15 protein-coding genes are annotated in these 15104 nt (G+C 65.3%); 6 read left to right on the plus strand and 9 right to left on the minus strand.

Annotated features, from left to right (window positions below; translation table 11 throughout):
- Positions 1 to 2: 2 nt before the first annotated feature.
- Positions 3 to 209 (minus strand): hypothetical protein, encoded by a 207-nt coding sequence (locus U5805_RS16170; protein WP_322104491.1) that lies wholly within the window; start codon positions 207 to 209, stop codon positions 3 to 5.
- 105 nt (positions 210 to 314) lie between these two features.
- On the opposite strand from U5805_RS16170, the gene U5805_RS16175 reads away from it, so the two are divergent.
- The 3 genes from U5805_RS16175 (at position 315) to U5805_RS16185 (ending at position 3679) form a co-directional block, all read left to right on the plus strand.
- On the plus strand, positions 315 to 1226 hold the full coding sequence (locus tag U5805_RS16175; RefSeq protein WP_322104492.1) for a LysR family transcriptional regulator: 912 nt from the start codon (positions 315 to 317) through the stop codon (positions 1224 to 1226).
- 285 nt (positions 1227 to 1511) lie between these two features.
- Positions 1512 to 2552: a transporter gene (locus tag U5805_RS16180; RefSeq protein WP_322104493.1), complete on the plus strand. Its 1041-nt coding sequence runs from the start codon at positions 1512 to 1514 to the stop codon at positions 2550 to 2552.
- A gap of 167 nt (positions 2553 to 2719) precedes the next feature.
- Positions 2720 to 3679: a sulfonate ABC transporter substrate-binding protein gene (locus U5805_RS16185; protein ID WP_322104494.1), complete on the plus strand. Its 960-nt coding sequence runs from the start codon at positions 2720 to 2722 to the stop codon at positions 3677 to 3679.
- A 19-nt stretch (positions 3680 to 3698) separates the two neighbouring features.
- Here the strand turns inward: U5805_RS16185 and U5805_RS16190 are convergent, their stop codons facing one another.
- The 5 genes from U5805_RS16190 to U5805_RS16210 form a co-directional block, all read right to left on the minus strand.
- Positions 3699 to 4643, minus strand: coding sequence for an ABC transporter substrate-binding protein (locus tag U5805_RS16190; RefSeq protein WP_322104495.1), 945 nt, complete (start codon positions 4641 to 4643; stop codon positions 3699 to 3701).
- Between the two features lie 120 nt (positions 4644 to 4763).
- Entirely contained in the window at positions 4764 to 5789 is a 1026-nt protein-coding gene (locus tag U5805_RS16195) for an ABC transporter permease subunit (protein WP_415914612.1), read from the minus strand.
- A gap of 39 nt (positions 5790 to 5828) precedes the next feature.
- On the minus strand, positions 5829 to 7382 hold the full coding sequence (locus U5805_RS16200) for a sugar ABC transporter ATP-binding protein (RefSeq protein WP_322104496.1): 1554 nt from the start codon (positions 7380 to 7382) through the stop codon (positions 5829 to 5831).
- Positions 7369 to 8619 (minus strand): ROK family transcriptional regulator, encoded by a 1251-nt coding sequence (locus U5805_RS16205; protein ID WP_322104497.1) that lies wholly within the window; start codon positions 8617 to 8619, stop codon positions 7369 to 7371. Before U5805_RS16205 ends, U5805_RS16200 begins: the two co-directional genes overlap by 14 nt.
- A 286-nt stretch (positions 8620 to 8905) precedes the next feature.
- Positions 8906 to 10111: an MBL fold metallo-hydrolase gene (locus tag U5805_RS16210; RefSeq protein ID WP_322104498.1), complete on the minus strand. Its 1206-nt coding sequence runs from the start codon at positions 10109 to 10111 to the stop codon at positions 8906 to 8908.
- Between the two features lie 88 nt (positions 10112 to 10199).
- Between U5805_RS16210 and U5805_RS16215 the strand changes: the two genes are divergently transcribed.
- On the plus strand, positions 10200 to 10823 hold the full coding sequence (locus U5805_RS16215) for a TetR/AcrR family transcriptional regulator (RefSeq protein WP_322104499.1): 624 nt from the start codon (positions 10200 to 10202) through the stop codon (positions 10821 to 10823).
- Between the two features lie 48 nt (positions 10824 to 10871).
- Here U5805_RS16215 and U5805_RS16220 read toward each other — a convergent pair whose 3' ends face one another.
- Positions 10872 to 11354, minus strand: coding sequence for a septal ring lytic transglycosylase RlpA family protein (locus tag U5805_RS16220; protein ID WP_415914615.1), 483 nt, complete (start codon positions 11352 to 11354; stop codon positions 10872 to 10874).
- 184 nt (positions 11355 to 11538) lie between these two features.
- Positions 11539 to 11781, minus strand: coding sequence for a hypothetical protein (locus U5805_RS16225; RefSeq protein WP_322104501.1), 243 nt, complete (start codon positions 11779 to 11781; stop codon positions 11539 to 11541).
- A 399-nt stretch (positions 11782 to 12180) separates the two neighbouring features.
- On the opposite strand from U5805_RS16225, the gene U5805_RS16230 reads away from it, so the two are divergent.
- A complete protein-coding gene (locus tag U5805_RS16230; protein ID WP_322104502.1) occupies positions 12181 to 12603 on the plus strand; it encodes a VOC family protein in 423 nt (140 codons plus the stop codon).
- Between the two features lie 224 nt (positions 12604 to 12827).
- Here U5805_RS16230 and U5805_RS16235 read toward each other — a convergent pair whose 3' ends face one another.
- Complete coding sequence (locus U5805_RS16235; RefSeq protein WP_322104503.1) at positions 12828 to 13817, minus strand: hypothetical protein; 990 nt, start codon at positions 13815 to 13817, stop codon at positions 12828 to 12830.
- 164 nt (positions 13818 to 13981) lie between these two features.
- On the opposite strand from U5805_RS16235, the gene U5805_RS16240 reads away from it, so the two are divergent.
- Positions 13982 to 15052, plus strand: coding sequence for a hypothetical protein (locus tag U5805_RS16240; RefSeq protein ID WP_322104504.1), 1071 nt, complete (start codon positions 13982 to 13984; stop codon positions 15050 to 15052).
- The last annotated feature ends 52 nt before the right edge of the window (positions 15053 to 15104 follow it).

Genomic DNA, 15104 nt, shown 5'->3' on the forward strand with positions numbered 1-15104 from the left:
CCTCATTCGGGCTTCGTGTCGCGATACACCACGGCGAAGCTCAACGCAATCGATCCCGTGCGCGCTCGCGCCTCCGCGTGTGACGTTGCCGCCTTCATCGCCGTATCGGAACGCGCACGCTTCGCTCGCGGCTTGCGTGCGCTTTCGCCATGACCCGGCTGCGTTACGCGCGGTGCGGCATGGTCCGTTTTCGTGGTAGTTGTCGTCATTTTCCCTCTCGTTCCGAAAGCACCCTGTGCGTATTGAACGCGTGCGGCTACGATTAGTAAAATGAATGATTTGATCAGTACGATAACTACGCGGAATCGAATGGCATGGAACTCAAACTGCTTCGCAGCTTCCTGAGCGTGGTGGAGCTACGGCATTTCGGCCGCGCGGCCGAAGCGCTGCACATGACGCAGCCGGCGCTGAGCAAGCAGATCGGCGCGCTCGAATCGAGCCTTGGCGCGCGCCTTTTCGAGCGCGGGCGTCATGGCGCGGAACTCACGCGTTTCGGTGAAGCGTTTCTGCCGGACGCGCAAGCGCTCGTGCAGGACGCCGACGATATGCTGGCCCGCGCGCGCGAGGCGGGCGGCGGCCGGCGCGGGCATTTGCGCATCGGCATCTGCCTTTCGGTGCTGACGATCGCGCCGCGCATCATCGCCGATTTCCGGCGCGAGCATCCCGGCGTGGCCGTGTCGCTGAGCGACCTGTCGTCGTCGGAACAGGCGCGCCGGCTGCGTGCGGGCAAGCTCGACGCGGGCTTCATGCGCACGCAGGCCGCGAGCGGTCTGGCGTCCTTTGGCGTGCTCGACGAAAAGCTCGCGCTCGCGCTGCCGCCCGGTCTTTCCCGCGCGCGAGGCGTCCGGGGTGTGCAAGGAGTCCGCATTCCCGGCGATTTCGCGCGGCTCAACGAACTTGGCTTCGTCGCGCTGCGGCGCTCGCGCGGGCCGGGACTCGCCGCGCAGATCGAAAACTGGTGCCAGGCCCATCGTTTCGTGCCGCACGTCACGCAACAGGCCGACGACGTGCAATCCGTGCTGGCTTCCGTCACGGCGGGCGTGGGCGTGGCGTTCATTCCCTCGGGCGCGGGGCAGTTGTTGCGCGAGGCCGTGGTCGTGCCGCTGCGCGGCGAACACGCGAAATGGCGCGTCGGGCTCGTCTGGTCCAACGAGCCGGCCGATCCGGTCACGGCGCGCTTCGTGGCGTTCGTGCGTGCCGCGATCAACGGCCGTGCGGCGCGTTGAAGCCGCGCTCGCGTCGTTGCGGTGCGTTGCGTTGCGGTGCGTTGGGGCGTTGCCATGCCCGGCGTCGTTCCGTGGCGAACGGTGGGGTGAAGGCAGCCTTGGCCGCGCCGCGCGCTAGCACATCACGATGACGGCAGCGTGTCGCGCGCGGGCGGCGAACGAGAGCCGCGGGCGAGGGCGGCGGGTGAAGGCAGCGGAAGCGGAAAGCGGCAAGCGGCATACGGCGCGCTTGCGCGCGAAACCGCGCGTGTGGCATGCTGTGCGCCGACCAACCGGCCATTGAACATGGATTTCGCTGCATCCATCTCCACGTATGGCGCCGACTTCTCGGGCCTGATTTGCGGTTTCCGCTTCCTGCCCGGCGAGCCCGGCCAGCCCGTTTCGTGCGACGACGTGCTCGGCGCGTTGCGGCGCGCACGCACGCCCGGCGAGCCGTCTCCCGACGACACGGCCTTTTACTGGCTCCACTTCAACCTCGCGCATGCGGCGGCGCAGCCGTGGCTGCGCGCGAATCTCGGCCTGCCCGACGCGTTTTTCGAAATGCTGGTCGAGGGCTCGCACTCCACGCGCATCGAGCAGCAGGAAGGCGCGCTGCTCGCCGTGGTCAACGACGTCATGTTCGATTTCGAGCTGACGCCTTCGCAGATCGCCACGCTCTGGTCGTACACGCACGAACGCATTCTCGTGACGGCGCGCCTCAAGCCGCTGCGCTCCATCGACCGTTTGCGCGGCTACGTGCGCAACGGCGAAACCTTCCGCTCGCCCGCCGAACTGTTGATTCACCTGATGCGCGATCAGGCCGACTTGATGGTGGAAATCGTGCGTCGTTCGAGCGTGGACGTCGATCGCGCGGAGGACGCCTTTCTCGCCTCGCGCCGCCCGAAAAGCCGTCACGATCTCGCGGCCATGCGGCGCATTCTCGTGCGTTTGCAGCGCATGCTCGCACCCGAGCCCGGCTCGGTGTTCCGCTTGCTCGCGCGCCCGCCGCGCTGGCTCCAGGCGCCCGACATGCAGGACCTGCGCGAAGCGACCGAAGAATTCTCGCTCGTGCTCGGCGACATGGCGGGGCTCGTGGAGCGCATCAAGCTGTTGCAGGAAGAAATTGCCGCGCGGCTCGAAGAACAGAACAACCGCACGCTGTTCACCCTCACGCTCGTGACCGTGCTGGCGCTGCCGATCAACATCGTCGCGGGCTTTTTCGGCATGAACGTGGGCGGCATACCGCTCGCGGAGAATCGCCACGGTTTCTGGCTCATGGTGCTGGTCGTGGCCACCTTCACCGCGCTGCTCGGCTGGTGGGTGTTTCGCAATCGCGGCGATCGCTGACGCAAACGGCCCGCGCCTGGAGGTCAATGCGGCGCGCACCGCATTTTCGCCGCCGTGATTTGCTTAGCGGGATTCATCGTTTCTGCAATGACGTCGATACCGGTAGCATCGTTCGCTTGATGGCGCGCCGTTTCGGGCACGCGCCCGACATAACGGAACGCACGACGATGACCCACGCCATTCGCACTCGCCGCCAATTTCTCGCCACGCTCGGGGCCTCGCTCGCGAGCGCCGCGTTGCCCCGGCTCGCTTTCGCGAAGTATCAAGCCGACCAGTTCCGCATCGGCTATCAAAAGGCCGCGAGCACGCTCGTGCTGCTCAAGGCCAACGGCACGCTCGAACAACGCCTGGCGCCGCAAGGCATCAAGGTCTCGTGGACGGAGTTTCCGGCTGGCCCGCAACTGCTCGAAGGCCTGAATGTGGGCGCCATCGACTTCGGTTACGTGGGCGAGGCGCCGCCGGTGTTCGCGCAAGCCGCGGGCGCCGATTTCGTCTATACCGCCTATGAATTGCCGACGCCGCACGCCGAAGGCGTGGTGGTCGCGAAGCACTCGCCCGTTCGCACCGTGGCCGAGCTGAAGGGCAAGAAAGTGGGCTTCAATCGCGGCTCGGACGTTCACTGGTTCATCGTCGCGCTGCTGCAAAAGAACGGTTTGTCGATCACCGACATTCAGCCCGTGTATCTCGCGCCCGCCGACGCGCGCGCGGCGCTGCAAAGCGGCGCCATCGACGCATGGGCGATCTGGGACCCGTTCCTCGCGGCCGTGGAGGCGCAGGACGGCGCGCGCCTGATCGCCGACGCGAGCGGCGTGGCGAGCCATCATCAATTCTTCCTGAGCCAGCGCGAATTCGCGGAAAAGCGCAAGGACGCGCTGGCCGTCGCGCTCGACGAACTGGGCAAGACGGGGCAGTGGGTGCGCGCGAACACGGCGGCGGCCGCCGCGAAGCTTGCCCCCATTCAGGGCCTGGATGCGGCGACGATCGAGACCGGCCTCAAGCATTACGCGCACGAGTACCGCCCCATCGACGCCGCCGTGATCGCGCAGCAGCAGAAGATCGCGGACACCTTCTACGATCTCAAGATCATCCCGCGCCGCGTGGTCGCGAAGGAAGCGGTGCTCGCGTAAGCACCGCGCGAGCCGGCGCTCAATGCGGCGACGACCAGCCCTTGTAGCTGCCCACGTTGTCGCGCGTGACGAGCTGCGGCGTCATCTGGATCATCGGGTTCGCGGGCTTCTTGCCGTTCATGATGTCGTAGCCCACCTGCACGGCCGTTTGCGCCATTTTCCACGGGTCCTGGCTCGCGGAAGCCTGCACGAGCGTGTCGGTCTTGAGCGCCGTTTCGATGTCGGGCGCGCCGTCCACGGACGTAATCACGATGTTGGGGCGATGCAGTTGCTTTGCCGCCAGGTCGGTGCCGATCGCTTGCGGGTCGTTGATCGTGAACACGCCGTCAAGCTTCGGGAAGCGCGTGAGATAGCCCTGCATCGCGTTCATGCCGCCTTCGCGCGAGCCCTTGCCATCCTGGTCGTCGGAGAGGATCTTGATGTTCGGCGACTTGGCGAGCGACTGCTTGCAGCCGTTCACGCGGTCGATCACGGCCGACACCTGCGGGCCGTTTTCGATGATCACGTTGCCCTTGCCGTTGAGTTTCTTCGCGAGAAATTCGCACGAAATCGCGCCGGCCTTCACGTTGTCGGTTTGCACGGTGGCGTCGGCGCCGGCGGCGCTCACGTCCACGGCCATCACGACGATGCCGGCCGCCTGCGCCTTCTTCACCGCCGGCAGGATCGCCTTCGGGTCGGTGGCGTTCAGCAGGATCATGTCGACGTGCGCCGAGATGAAGTTGTCGATCTGCGTGAACTGCTTGTTGAGGTCGTAGTCGGCGGAAACGGCGGTGACTTTCGCGGCCGGATTGATCTGCCTGGCCTTGGCCTCCGCGCCTTGCACGATCGTCACAAAGTAAGGATTCCCAAGCGATCCCACGGTGATGCCGATCGACTTGAGCTGCTTATCGGCGGCATGCGCGCCTTGCAGCGCGAAACCGAAAGTGAGTGCGGCAGCGGCGAGAACGGCTTTCTTCTTGAACATGAGGTTGTCTCCAGAGGATTCACTGCTTGGCGAGCGCGGCGAACGGCCCGCGCCCGGTGTATAAGCGTTGCGGAATAGAGGCCGTGGCGAAAAGTGCCTGTTTCAGGCGCTTTTCGTGATTCACGTGCGGGCCGAACCGCGTTGGCGATACCGGTCGAGCGCCACGGCGCCCACGATCACGAGCCCCTTGATGATGTATTGCCAGATGTCCGACACGCCCAGCAACACGAGGCCGTTCGTGAGCACCGCGATGATGAGCGCGCCGATCAGCGTGCCGACGATCGAGCCCACGCCGCCTACGAAGCTCGTGCCGCCCAGGATCACGGCCGCGATGGCGTCGAGTTCGTAGGATTGGCCCAGTTGCAGGCCGTTGGCCGCATACAGGCGCGCCGCCGACATCACCGCGCCCAAACCCGCGAGCAGGCCCGAGACGGCATAGACGAACATCTCGATGCCCCAGACCTTGATGCCCGAAAGGCGCGCCGCTTCGGGGTTGCCGCCCACGGAATAAATGCGCAGGCCCAGCACGGTGCGCCGCAGCACGAACCACGACACCGCCACCACCACGAGCGCGATGATCACGAGCCACGGCACGCCGAACACGCTGCCGTTGCCGATGAACGCGAACGGCAGTTGCGGATTGAAGATGGTGGTGTCGTGGCCCATCAGGCGCGCGATGCCGCGCACTGCCGTGAGCGAGCCGAGCGTGACGATGAACGGCGGCAGGCGCAGGAGCGCAATGAGCGCGCCGTTGATGACGCCGAAGCCCAGACCCACGAGGAGCGCGAACGGCACGCCCAGCCAGCCCCAGTGCGCGATGTTCGAGCCGATCATCGCGGCCATCGCGGCGGCGGCGAGCACCGAGCCCACGGAGAGGTCGATTCCGCCCGTGAGAATCACGAAGGTCATGCCCGCCGCGAGCACGATGTTGATCGACGCCTGCTGCGTGACGATCGACAGATTCTCGAGCGTGAAGAAGCCGTCGGTGAGAAAGCCGAAGCCGATGCACAGCAGCACCAGCACGGGCAGCATGCCCGCCGTGCGAATGAACGCCTTCATGCGCGCGCGGTGGCCGTCCTGCGCATGGCTGGGTTTCGACTGCGATGACGAGGCCGCCACGCCGTGCCGGGGAAGAATGCTTTTCATGTGGGACTCCTGATGAATTCGGTAGCGTATGCGGTGAGGTCAGGCGGCTTCGTCGAGCGTGTCCTGCGAGCCCGTCGCCAGTTCGATGATGGCTTCCTGCGTGATCGGCTTGCCGGTATAGCCGCCCAGTTCGCCCGCGAACACGCCTTCGCGCATCACGAGCACGCGGTCGGCCACGCCGATGATCTCGGGCAGCTCGCTCGAAATCACGATGATGCCCACGCCGGTTTTGGCAAGCTCGTTGATGATGCGGTAGATCTCCGATTTCGCGCCGATATCCACGCCGCGCGTGGGCTCGTCGAGAATCAGCACGCGCGGGTCGGTTTCCAGCAGCCGCGAAAGCAGCACTTTCTGCTGATTGCCGCCCGAAAGCGCGCCCACGTTCACGCGCGGGCTCGGCACGCGTATCGTGAGCGAGCGGATCGCTTCCTTCGCGCGCTCGCCGCCGCGTGCGAGGTCGAGCACGCCGAAGCGCGCGTCGCGCCCGGCCACGGCCACGTTGATGTTGTCGCGCACGCTCATGTCGAGAAAAAGCCCCTGGTGCTTGCGGTCCTCGGTGAGATACACCAGACCCGCGTTGATCGCGTCGCGCGGCGTATGCACGCTCAGGGTTTTTCCGTCGATGGCGATCTCGCCGCGCACGCGCGGTTCCGCGCCGAAGATCAGGCGCGCGAGTTCCGTGCGGCCCGCGCCCACGAGGCCCGCGATGCCGAGCACTTCGCCCGCGTGCAGGTCGAGGCTGCAACCGCGCACGCGTTTGTCGTCGGCCACGTCGCGCACCGTGAGCACGGCCTTGCCCGGATCGTAGGGCGCGTGCGCCTTTTTGTAGAAGCCCGAAATGTCGCGGCCCACCATCATGCTCACGAGGCTGTCGGCGTTGAGCGCGTCGCGCATGAGCGTGCCCACGTAGCTGCCGTCGCGCAGCACCGAAACGCGGTCCGAAAGCTCGTACACCTCGGCCATGCGATGGCTGATGTAGATGATCGCGAGACCTTCGTCGCGCAGTTGATTGATGAGCTTGAAAAGGCGTTCGGTTTCGCGCGAAGAGAGCGGCGTGGTGGGTTCATCCATCACCAGAATGCGCGCTTGCGTGTGGACCGCGCGCGCAATTTCCACGAGCTGGCGTTCGGCGATGGAAAGCGCGCCCACGGGCGTGGGCGGCCCGAAGCTCGCGCCGAGGCGTTTCAATACGTCTTCGCAGCCGCGCTCCATCGCGCGCCGGTCCACGGTGCCGAAACGGCCTCCGCCCTTGCGCAATTCGCGGCCCGCGTAGATGTTTTCGGCCACGGTGAGATTGGGTGCGAGGCTCAATTCCTGGTAGATCACGGCCACGCCCAGTTCGCGCGCGGCGAGCGGCCCGTCGATCACGACGCGCTGGCCTTCGATGAGAATTTCGCCGCCGGGGTCCGCCTGATACGCGCCGGAGAGAATTTTCATCAACGTGGATTTGCCCGCGCCGTTCTCGCCCATCAGCGAATGAATCTCGCCGGGAAACACGGTGAGGCTCACGTTGTCGAGCGCGCGCACGCCCGGAAACGTCTTGCTGATACCCCGCATTTCCAGCAGCGGTGGCGTGGATTCAGAGCGCGACATGACTCACCTCCTGATTTTGCGCGCCCGCGCCCATCAGAATGCCGGCGCGTGGCGAAAAGTTGAAGAACATCGGCAGCGTGGCCGCGCCGAGCGCACCCGCGTCGGGGCCGAAGGTGCCGCGCACGAGCGCGGGCGTGCCGCGCGCCTCGGGCGCCGTGGCCGCGACGGCCACGCGCAGGCGTTCCATGAGCGTGTCGATGAGGCCCGCGTCCACGTCGGCGTCCAGCACCACGGCGGGCACGTCGAGCACGCACAGCGCGGCGCGCAGCGCGGGCGCGAGCGCGTCGATGCAGTCGTCGAGCCATTCCTGCACGGCCGGATGATCGCGCGCGATGCAGGCTTCGAGATCGGCGCGGCTGTCGATGGTTTCGCCGCTGTACTGCAAATGGCGGCGCAACGCGATGAGCGATGCGCGCGAAAGCAGAATGTCCCACTGGCCGCTTGGCCGGTACGCGGAGGGCAGGCGGCCGGGCGGCACGGGCATCACCGCGAAGTCGCCCGCGTTGCCGGTGAGGCCGCGCACGCAGTCGCCGCCGATGGCGATGCCGCCGCCGATCGCCGGGCCGAGGAAGAGGTACAGGAAGTCGGCGCGCTGGCGCCCGCAGCCGTAGAAAATTTCGGCGATGGCGGCCGCGTTGCCGTCGTTCTCGCTGAATACGGGCAGCGCCATCGCGCGGCCGAGTTCGCCCGCGAAATCGACATCGTTCCAGACGCCGAATACGTCGGTGGGCAAGCCCAGTTCGCGCAGCCAGCTACCGAGGTTGTACGGCTGCGCCACGCCGATGCCCGCAACCCGGCTGCGTTCGCCAATGCTCAGCATGCCTAACATTTCGCGGATGTCGCCTTGCACGATGTCCTGCGCGACGCAAGGCTGCGGCAACAGCATGTCGTGCGAGCGGCGCGCGAGCATGCGGCCCGCGAAGTCGACCAGCACGGTTTCGATGTTGGTGCGGTCGAGCCGCACGCCGATGGCGAAGGCGCCGCGCGGCGCGAGACGCAGCAGCGAAGCGGGCTGGCCGCGCTGGCCGTCGAGGCGCCGGCCGCTGACTTCGATGAGACCGTTGGCCGAAAGCGCGGTGATGATGCTGCCGACGGCGGTGCTCGTGAGATTCGCGAGGCGCGCGAGATCGGCCTTCGAGGCTTCGCCCGCACGCCGCAACGCCTGCAACAGCAGGCGCTCGTTGTAGCGGCGGACGTTGGCCGAATTGCTGCCCTGACCGACATGCGGGCTTCTCACGTGTCTCCTCCGGTTCGAGGACGCCGCCGTACGCGCTGGATTGCGTCGCCGACTAAATAAATCAAGTTGATTTATTTAATGCCAGGAACCGGTGTCTGTCAGCCTGGGGAAATCCCCTTTGGTTCGGGGAGAGCGGCTTGCTGGAGCAGCAAGGAGAAACGAGGCAAAAACGGGGGCAAAAACGCAAAGCGCCCGCCGCGCGACGGCTGCCGCGCGCGGGACCGAAAGCAAAGAATAGGAGAACGAGCTTACAAGGAGATTGACGCGACGAGATGGAGCCGGGCTTTTACGATGGCGACGACGTTTCGCGCGCCTCGCGGCAGGCGAACCAGCGCCGCGCCGAGCGGGGCGCTTCGGCGGCGGCAGCATGGGCGGCGGGAGTGACCTTGGCGCTTCCGGTGCTTCCGGCGCTTTCGGCGGTATCGGCAACTTCGCGCCACCAGCGCTCGCCGCGATGCGGCGCGTTCAGATCGAGGCGCTCGCCCATGCGCGGCGTGGAAAGCGCGACGCCGCGCGCGAGCGCGAGACCCGTCACGCGTTCGAACGGATCTTGCCAGCGGTGCATCGCAAGGTCGAATGTGCCGTTGTGAATGGGCACGAGCCAGTTGCCGCGCAGGTCGATGTGCGCCTGCACCGTTTCCTCGGGCTGCATATGCACATAGGGCCACTGCGGATCGTAGGCGCCGGTTTCGATGAAGGTGGCGTCGAACGGGCCGAGCCGCTCGCCGATCGTGCGAAAGCCGTCGAAATAGCCGGTGTCGCCGCTAAAGAACACGCGCAGATCGCGGTCGACGATCACCCACGACGCCCACAGCGTGCTGTTGCCGTCGAACAGGCTGCGCCCCGAAAAATGCTGCGCGGGCGTGGCCGTGAAGTCGATTCCGCCGATGCTCGCGCTCTGCCACCAGTCGAGCTGACGAACCTTGGCGCTGCTGATGCCCCATTCGATGAGCCGGTCGCCCACGCCGAGCGTCGTGAGGAACACGGCCGTGGTGTCGGCGAGCGCGAGCACGGTTTCATGGTCGAGATGGTCGTAGTGATCGTGCGAAAGAATCACGCCCGCGAGCGGCGGCAGGTCCGCGAGCGCGATGGGCGGCGCATGAAAGCGCTTCGGGCCGAGATTGCGAAACGGCGAGGCGCGTTCGCCGAACACGGGGTCGGTGAGCCAGAAACCGCCGCGCAGCTTGAACAGCAGCGTGGAATGGCCGAGGCGGAACACGCTGCGGTCGGGCGCGGCGTCCAGTTCGGCGCGCGTGAGCGTTTGCACGGCCAGCGGCGCGGCGGGCGCGGTGCCGCCCGGCTTGTGGAAGATCATGTTCCACATGATCTTCAGCGTCTTGCCGATACCTTCGGCCGGGCGCGGGCGCACGTTGCGAAAGCGTTCGCCGTCGTGTTGCGGCGACGTGTGCGAAAGCGCGCGGCCGCGGCGCGCGGCAGTCACGCCCAGCGTGCGTTGAAGCGAGCCGGTCAGCGAGCCAAAAAGCGAAGTCATCCGCACCGCCTGTCAGTAATGGATTAAGTAGACTACACAGTGTAGTTTATTCGGGGGAAAAGTAAACCACCTGGTGTAAAATTTGGGGATGGAGACGCCTATCGAAACCCGTGCCCCGCAACGTCTGACCGACCGCAAGCGTGCGGCGATCGTCGCGGCGGCTATCGACGAATTTCTTGCCTCGGGCTTCGACGCCACGAGCATGGACCGGATCGCGGCGCGCGCGAGCGTGTCGAAGCGCACCGTCTACAACCATTTCGAGAGCAAGGAAGCGCTGTTCGCGGAAATTCTGCGGCAACTTTGGGACGCGAGCGCCGACGGCGAGTCGCCGGCCTATCGCGCCGACACGCCGCTGCGCGCGCAACTCGTCGGCTTGCTCATGCGCAAATTGCGGCTCATTAATAGCGAGGCGTTTCTTTCGCTGGCGCGTGTGGCCATTGCGGCCGGCATTCACTCGCCCGAGCGCGCGCGCGACATGGTGGCGCGAATCGGCGAGCGTGAAGAGGACCTCACGGTCTGGGTGCGCGCCGCCGCTGCCGACGGCCGCCTCAAGACCGCCGATCCGGCATTCGCCGCGCAGCAGTTGCACAGTCTCGTGAAGGGATTCGCGTTCTGGCCGCAGGTGACGATGGGCCAGCCGCCGCTCGACGGCGAACAGCAAGTGCGGATTGCGGAGTCCTCCGCCGATCTCTTTCTCGCGCGCTACGCCTGATGGCCTGACCGTTGCCGGCGCGCTCGGCGGGCGCCGCGCGAGGCCGCGTCAACTCAGGCGTCTTTTGGTCGAGCCGGCGTTCGCCGGGGCGGCTATGCGCTCGATTTCCACTTTCGCCGTGCCGGCGTGCTGGATGCCCAGCGCGGTTGCCGCCGCATACGACAAGTCGATGATGCGCGTTCTTCTGAACGGCCCGCGATCGTTGATACGGACTACGATTGATTTTTTGCTTTTGGCGCAAACGACTTTCACATACGAACCCAAGGGCAGCGTTCGGTGAGCCGCCGTCATTGCCATGGCGTCGAACCGTTCGCCGCTGGCCGTGCGGCGGCCGTGAAATTCTTTTCCGTACCACGAGGCCATGCCGGTTTGCCGGAAGCGCGAGGGCAGACAAGCGCAGTCGGACGGGGCCGGCTTCCGGGCGGCGGTGCCTTCCGGCAAAGGCGCGTTGTCGTGCTTGCTGTGATGCGAGTCCGCTGTGTCGCGGGAAGGCGCGTGATGAACGGGCTGCCGGGCGCAGCCGAGCGTCATGGTCAGCGCGGAAAACAGCGCGAGCGTTTTTATGTTTCGGTAAGCCGTCAAGGGATTTTCCGGTTGAGAGAACGTGCGTGCTCGCGCTCGAGCAGAGCGCCTGCTTTAACCGGCCGCTTTTACGACGCTGGCATCAGGCGAATAGGCCGCCGATAGGGCCGGCGACGCGAACGAAACTCGCGCGTTACCGTTCGGACGGAGTTTTCGGTTCCGCGCGCTCGTGGGAATGGTAATGAGCGGCGTGGCGGAATTTCCAGTAACTGCGATCGAGCTTGGGATGCTTGATGACGATGGCGTCCCGATTGGCGTTTTCGTCCTCGGCATGGGCCTGCGGCGGTTCATATGTGGTCATGGCCCGAGCAACGCACGAAGCGCCCACGCACAGGCAGGCGACAAAGAACAGGGCGAATAGCGAATTAATTTTCATGGGTCGAATCTTTCCCGTTGCAACAGGCAACTCATTGCGCGGCCGGGAATTTTTCGGACAGCGCGAAGGCGCGATGATAGGGGAAGGCGTAGCGAAAAGCAGGCGGCTAAACGTAATTTGACAATCTATTTTTCACTTGTTGAAGCTTTGCTTTTATTCTCGATATCAATTCAAATTAATCCTTCGGAGCGAGGTTAAACAACGATAAACATCGGCGGTTTCGCAGTCGTATTGGAATTAAAAGAAGCCGCGCGTGCCCGTTATTAATGAAATACTTTTTTCGTGCTTCTCGCTCGTTCGAAACCCGCTTGTTGAAAACGGTCCCGATACCGTATAGATTCGCTAACGGCGTTGTAAGCGTCGAGTATCGACATTCGACTCACATTCGAGGACACGATCATGCACAAGCACATCTTCGTCAATCTGGGCGTGCGCGACCTGAAGCGTTCGATGGACTTCTTCGGCAAGCTCGGCTTTACGTTCGATCCCAAGTTCACCAACGATCAGGCGGCTTGCATGGTGATCGGCGAGAACATCTTTGCGATGCTGCTCACGACCGACTTCATGCGCGGCTTCACCGACAAGGCGCTGGCCGATGCGCACCAAAGCACCGAAGTGTTGACGTGCCTCTCGTGCGCGTCGCGCGAGGAAGTGGATACGCTCGTGGAAAAGGCGCTGGCGGCGGGCGGCAGTTCGAAACGACCCGCCATGGAAAACGGCACGGACATGTATGGCCGCAGTTTCGAAGACCCCGACGGCCATATCTGGGAACTGGTGTACATGTCGCCGGCGTTCATCGAAAAAGGCGCGCACGGCGGGTAGATCGCGCACGAGCGAGCCGTATGCGGAATGGTTCGGCGCCGTTGCACGCCATGGGTCAAGCGGCCCCGGAAGGGGCCGCTTTCATGTTCAACGTCTCAACACGGCGTCAGTGCCAAAACAGTGCAATCAAGATGATGATGGGAATCGGCACGCCGAGCAGATAAAGCAGGATCGATCGCATGATGGGTCTCCGGTGAAAAGTTCGGGTTACTAACTAATAACGATTAAAACTCCCGCATGCGTCCGCCAACCGTCGCCATGAGGCTGGCCGAGAACGCACCGATCAGCAGCGAAACGAATAGCCAGAGCGTGGCGTGAACGGTCACGCGACGCGCTTCGTCGGCGGCGGCGCGCGCGGCGGTGTCGAGCGCGTTCACCTTGTCGACGAGACGCGACCACGTGGTGGTCACGCGTGCCTGCGCATCCGCGGGCGTAAGGCCGGTTTGGCGCGCGACGATCCGCGAAACATAGGCCGTGTCTTCCTGCGAGAGCGCGCCGCGGGCGGGCAGGCTGTTGAGGAAGATGCGCGCGATTTCCTGTTTTTGCGCGATTGCCGCAATGGTTTCATCGGAATGTTCCGCGGGCGCGGCGCTGCCGTTCGCGTTGGCGTTGGCATTCACGTTCGCGGCAGCGTTGTCCGTGCCGGGCACGGGCCGCAACATGCCGTCGATCATGTAGCCGAGCGGCCACACCTGATACGCCGCCTGCGCGTTGCCGCGATCGAGCGCGCCGTTGAGCGCCCCCATGCGCGACTCGCTTTGAGCCGCCGCGCTGGCCGCGCCGCGCGCGATGCCCGAAACGGCGGATGTGAGCAGCATGGCCGTCACGAGCGTGGCCACGGCCCACGCGAGAAAGCCGTGCGCCGTGTCGCGGAAATGCGTCTCCTCGGTGCCGATGCGCGGCCAGTGGCGCCGCAGGCGACCTGCGAGGTAGCCGCCAAGCCCGCCCGCCATGATCTGCGTAACGATCACCCAAATGACCACGGCGCCGCCGAACGTCTTGGCCTGCACCCCGCTCGACGGCCAGGGCGAGATCGACGTCAGGCCGAGCCCGGTGCCGAGCATGAGCAGGATGAGCGAAAACGCCGCCATCGCGAATGCACCCGCGATCACCGCGCCCCATGAGACCGCCTCGCGTTCGACGCCGAGCGGCGTGGTCAGCGCCGCGGCAGCGGGCGTCGCGACACCCGTGGTCAATCTGTCCGTTTGATCCATGACTCCTCCTCGCAGCGGTGTATTGGTAAGCGACGCGGTTTGCGTCATCGGAGCCGTCGCAGAAAACGTGCCGCATCCGAAAAGTCGTTCGCGCGAAAACGGGGTATGACGCTTGCTACCCATGCGGCCTCATGCCTCGATGAATGGACCAACAGCAAACTCTCATGATTTCGAAAACCACGGTGGTGGCGGCCGTGTGCTCGGCGTTGCTGGGCACGGGCTGCGTACACGTCGGGCCGACGCGCCTGCGGGCCGATCAGGTCGATTACGCGCGTGCGCTCGGCGACGCGAAGAAACGCGAAATTCTTGCAGCGGTGGTGGGCTTGCGATACGGCGACGCGCCCGCGTTCCTCACGGTCAGCTCGATCATCGCCGCGTACCAGTTCGACTCGAGCGTGGGCGCGACGGGCAATGTCGGCTCCGGCTCCATGCCCAATTACGCGCTCGCGACCGGTTCGGTCTCCTACTCGAATCACCCGACTTTCACGTTCACGCCAACGACCGGCGAGGCATTCGCCTCCGCGTATATCCGGCCGCTCGCGCCCGAACTCGTGCTGCCGCTGGCCGAAGGCGGCATTCCCGTGGACTTGCTGCTGCGCATCACGGCGCAGTCGATCGGCGGTTTGCAGAACGGCAGCGCGCTCGGCGGCGAGGACAGCGCGGGCGCCGCCGGTTTCTTCCAGCTTTTGCAGGCGTTGCGGCGTCTGCAACTCGCGGGCGAACTCAATGTGGAATCGCGCAACGAAAACGGCCACACCAACGTGTATCTCGCGGTCGGCGCGGCGAACAGCGCGCAGCCCGGTGCGGTGTCGGCCGATCTCGCGCTCGTGCGCCAATTGCTGCATTTGTCGGGCAACACGCGCACGTATCAGGTGGTGTACGGGCCGTCGGCGCAAGGCGGCGACCGCATTCCGATGGTGACGCGCTCGGTGCTCGGCATACTCACGAATATCGGCGCGCAGGTGCAGGTGCCGCCCGAACAGGTCGCGAGCGGCGCGACCAAGCCGACGGTCGGGCTGATCGGCGGCGAAACGCGGCCGATCATCATCGTTCACGAGGGCGGCAAGCCGGAGGAGCGCGCCTATGTTGCCGTCGATTACGAGGGCACCGCGTACTGGGTCGCGCGCAACGACTTCGACTCGAAATACGCGTTCACGGTGCTGCAAAATCTGATCGCGCTGGCCGAAGCCGACACCACTTCGAAAGCGCCCGTGGTGACGATTCCGGCCAACTGATTTCGCGTGGCCAATGACCGCCATGAAAAAAGGCGCTGGAAATCCAGCGCCT

Origin of the sequence: Paraburkholderia sp. J41, assembly GCF_905220235.1 — a bacterium.
GTDB lineage: Bacteria > Pseudomonadota > Gammaproteobacteria > Burkholderiales > Burkholderiaceae > Paraburkholderia.

What these genes read in the sequence shown, in the direction of transcription:
- U5805_RS16170 (WP_322104491.1), bottom strand. Translation starts at nt 209, where the DNA reads ATGACGACAACTACCACGAAAACGGACCATGCCGCACCGCGCGTAACG.
- U5805_RS16175 (WP_322104492.1), top strand. Translation starts at nt 315, where the DNA reads ATGGAACTCAAACTGCTTCGCAGCTTCCTGAGCGTGGTGGAGCTACGG.
- U5805_RS16180 (WP_322104493.1), top strand. Translation starts at nt 1,512, where the DNA reads ATGGATTTCGCTGCATCCATCTCCACGTATGGCGCCGACTTCTCGGGC.
- U5805_RS16185 (WP_322104494.1), top strand. Translation starts at nt 2,720, where the DNA reads ATGACCCACGCCATTCGCACTCGCCGCCAATTTCTCGCCACGCTCGGG.
- U5805_RS16190 (WP_322104495.1), bottom strand. Translation starts at nt 4,643, where the DNA reads ATGTTCAAGAAGAAAGCCGTTCTCGCCGCTGCCGCACTCACTTTCGGT.
- U5805_RS16195 (WP_415914612.1), bottom strand. Translation starts at nt 5,789, where the DNA reads ATGAAAAGCATTCTTCCCCGGCACGGCGTGGCGGCCTCGTCATCGCAG.
- U5805_RS16200 (WP_322104496.1), bottom strand. Translation starts at nt 7,382, where the DNA reads ATGTCGCGCTCTGAATCCACGCCACCGCTGCTGGAAATGCGGGGTATC.
- U5805_RS16210 (WP_322104498.1), bottom strand. Translation starts at nt 10,111, where the DNA reads ATGACTTCGCTTTTTGGCTCGCTGACCGGCTCGCTTCAACGCACGCTG.
- U5805_RS16215 (WP_322104499.1), top strand. Translation starts at nt 10,200, where the DNA reads ATGGAGACGCCTATCGAAACCCGTGCCCCGCAACGTCTGACCGACCGC.
- U5805_RS16220 (WP_415914615.1), bottom strand. Translation starts at nt 11,354, where the DNA reads ATGACGCTCGGCTGCGCCCGGCAGCCCGTTCATCACGCGCCTTCCCGC.
- U5805_RS16225 (WP_322104501.1), bottom strand. Translation starts at nt 11,781, where the DNA reads ATGAAAATTAATTCGCTATTCGCCCTGTTCTTTGTCGCCTGCCTGTGC.
- U5805_RS16230 (WP_322104502.1), top strand. Translation starts at nt 12,181, where the DNA reads ATGCACAAGCACATCTTCGTCAATCTGGGCGTGCGCGACCTGAAGCGT.
- U5805_RS16235 (WP_322104503.1), bottom strand. Translation starts at nt 13,817, where the DNA reads ATGGATCAAACGGACAGATTGACCACGGGTGTCGCGACGCCCGCTGCC.
- U5805_RS16240 (WP_322104504.1), top strand. Translation starts at nt 13,982, where the DNA reads ATGATTTCGAAAACCACGGTGGTGGCGGCCGTGTGCTCGGCGTTGCTG.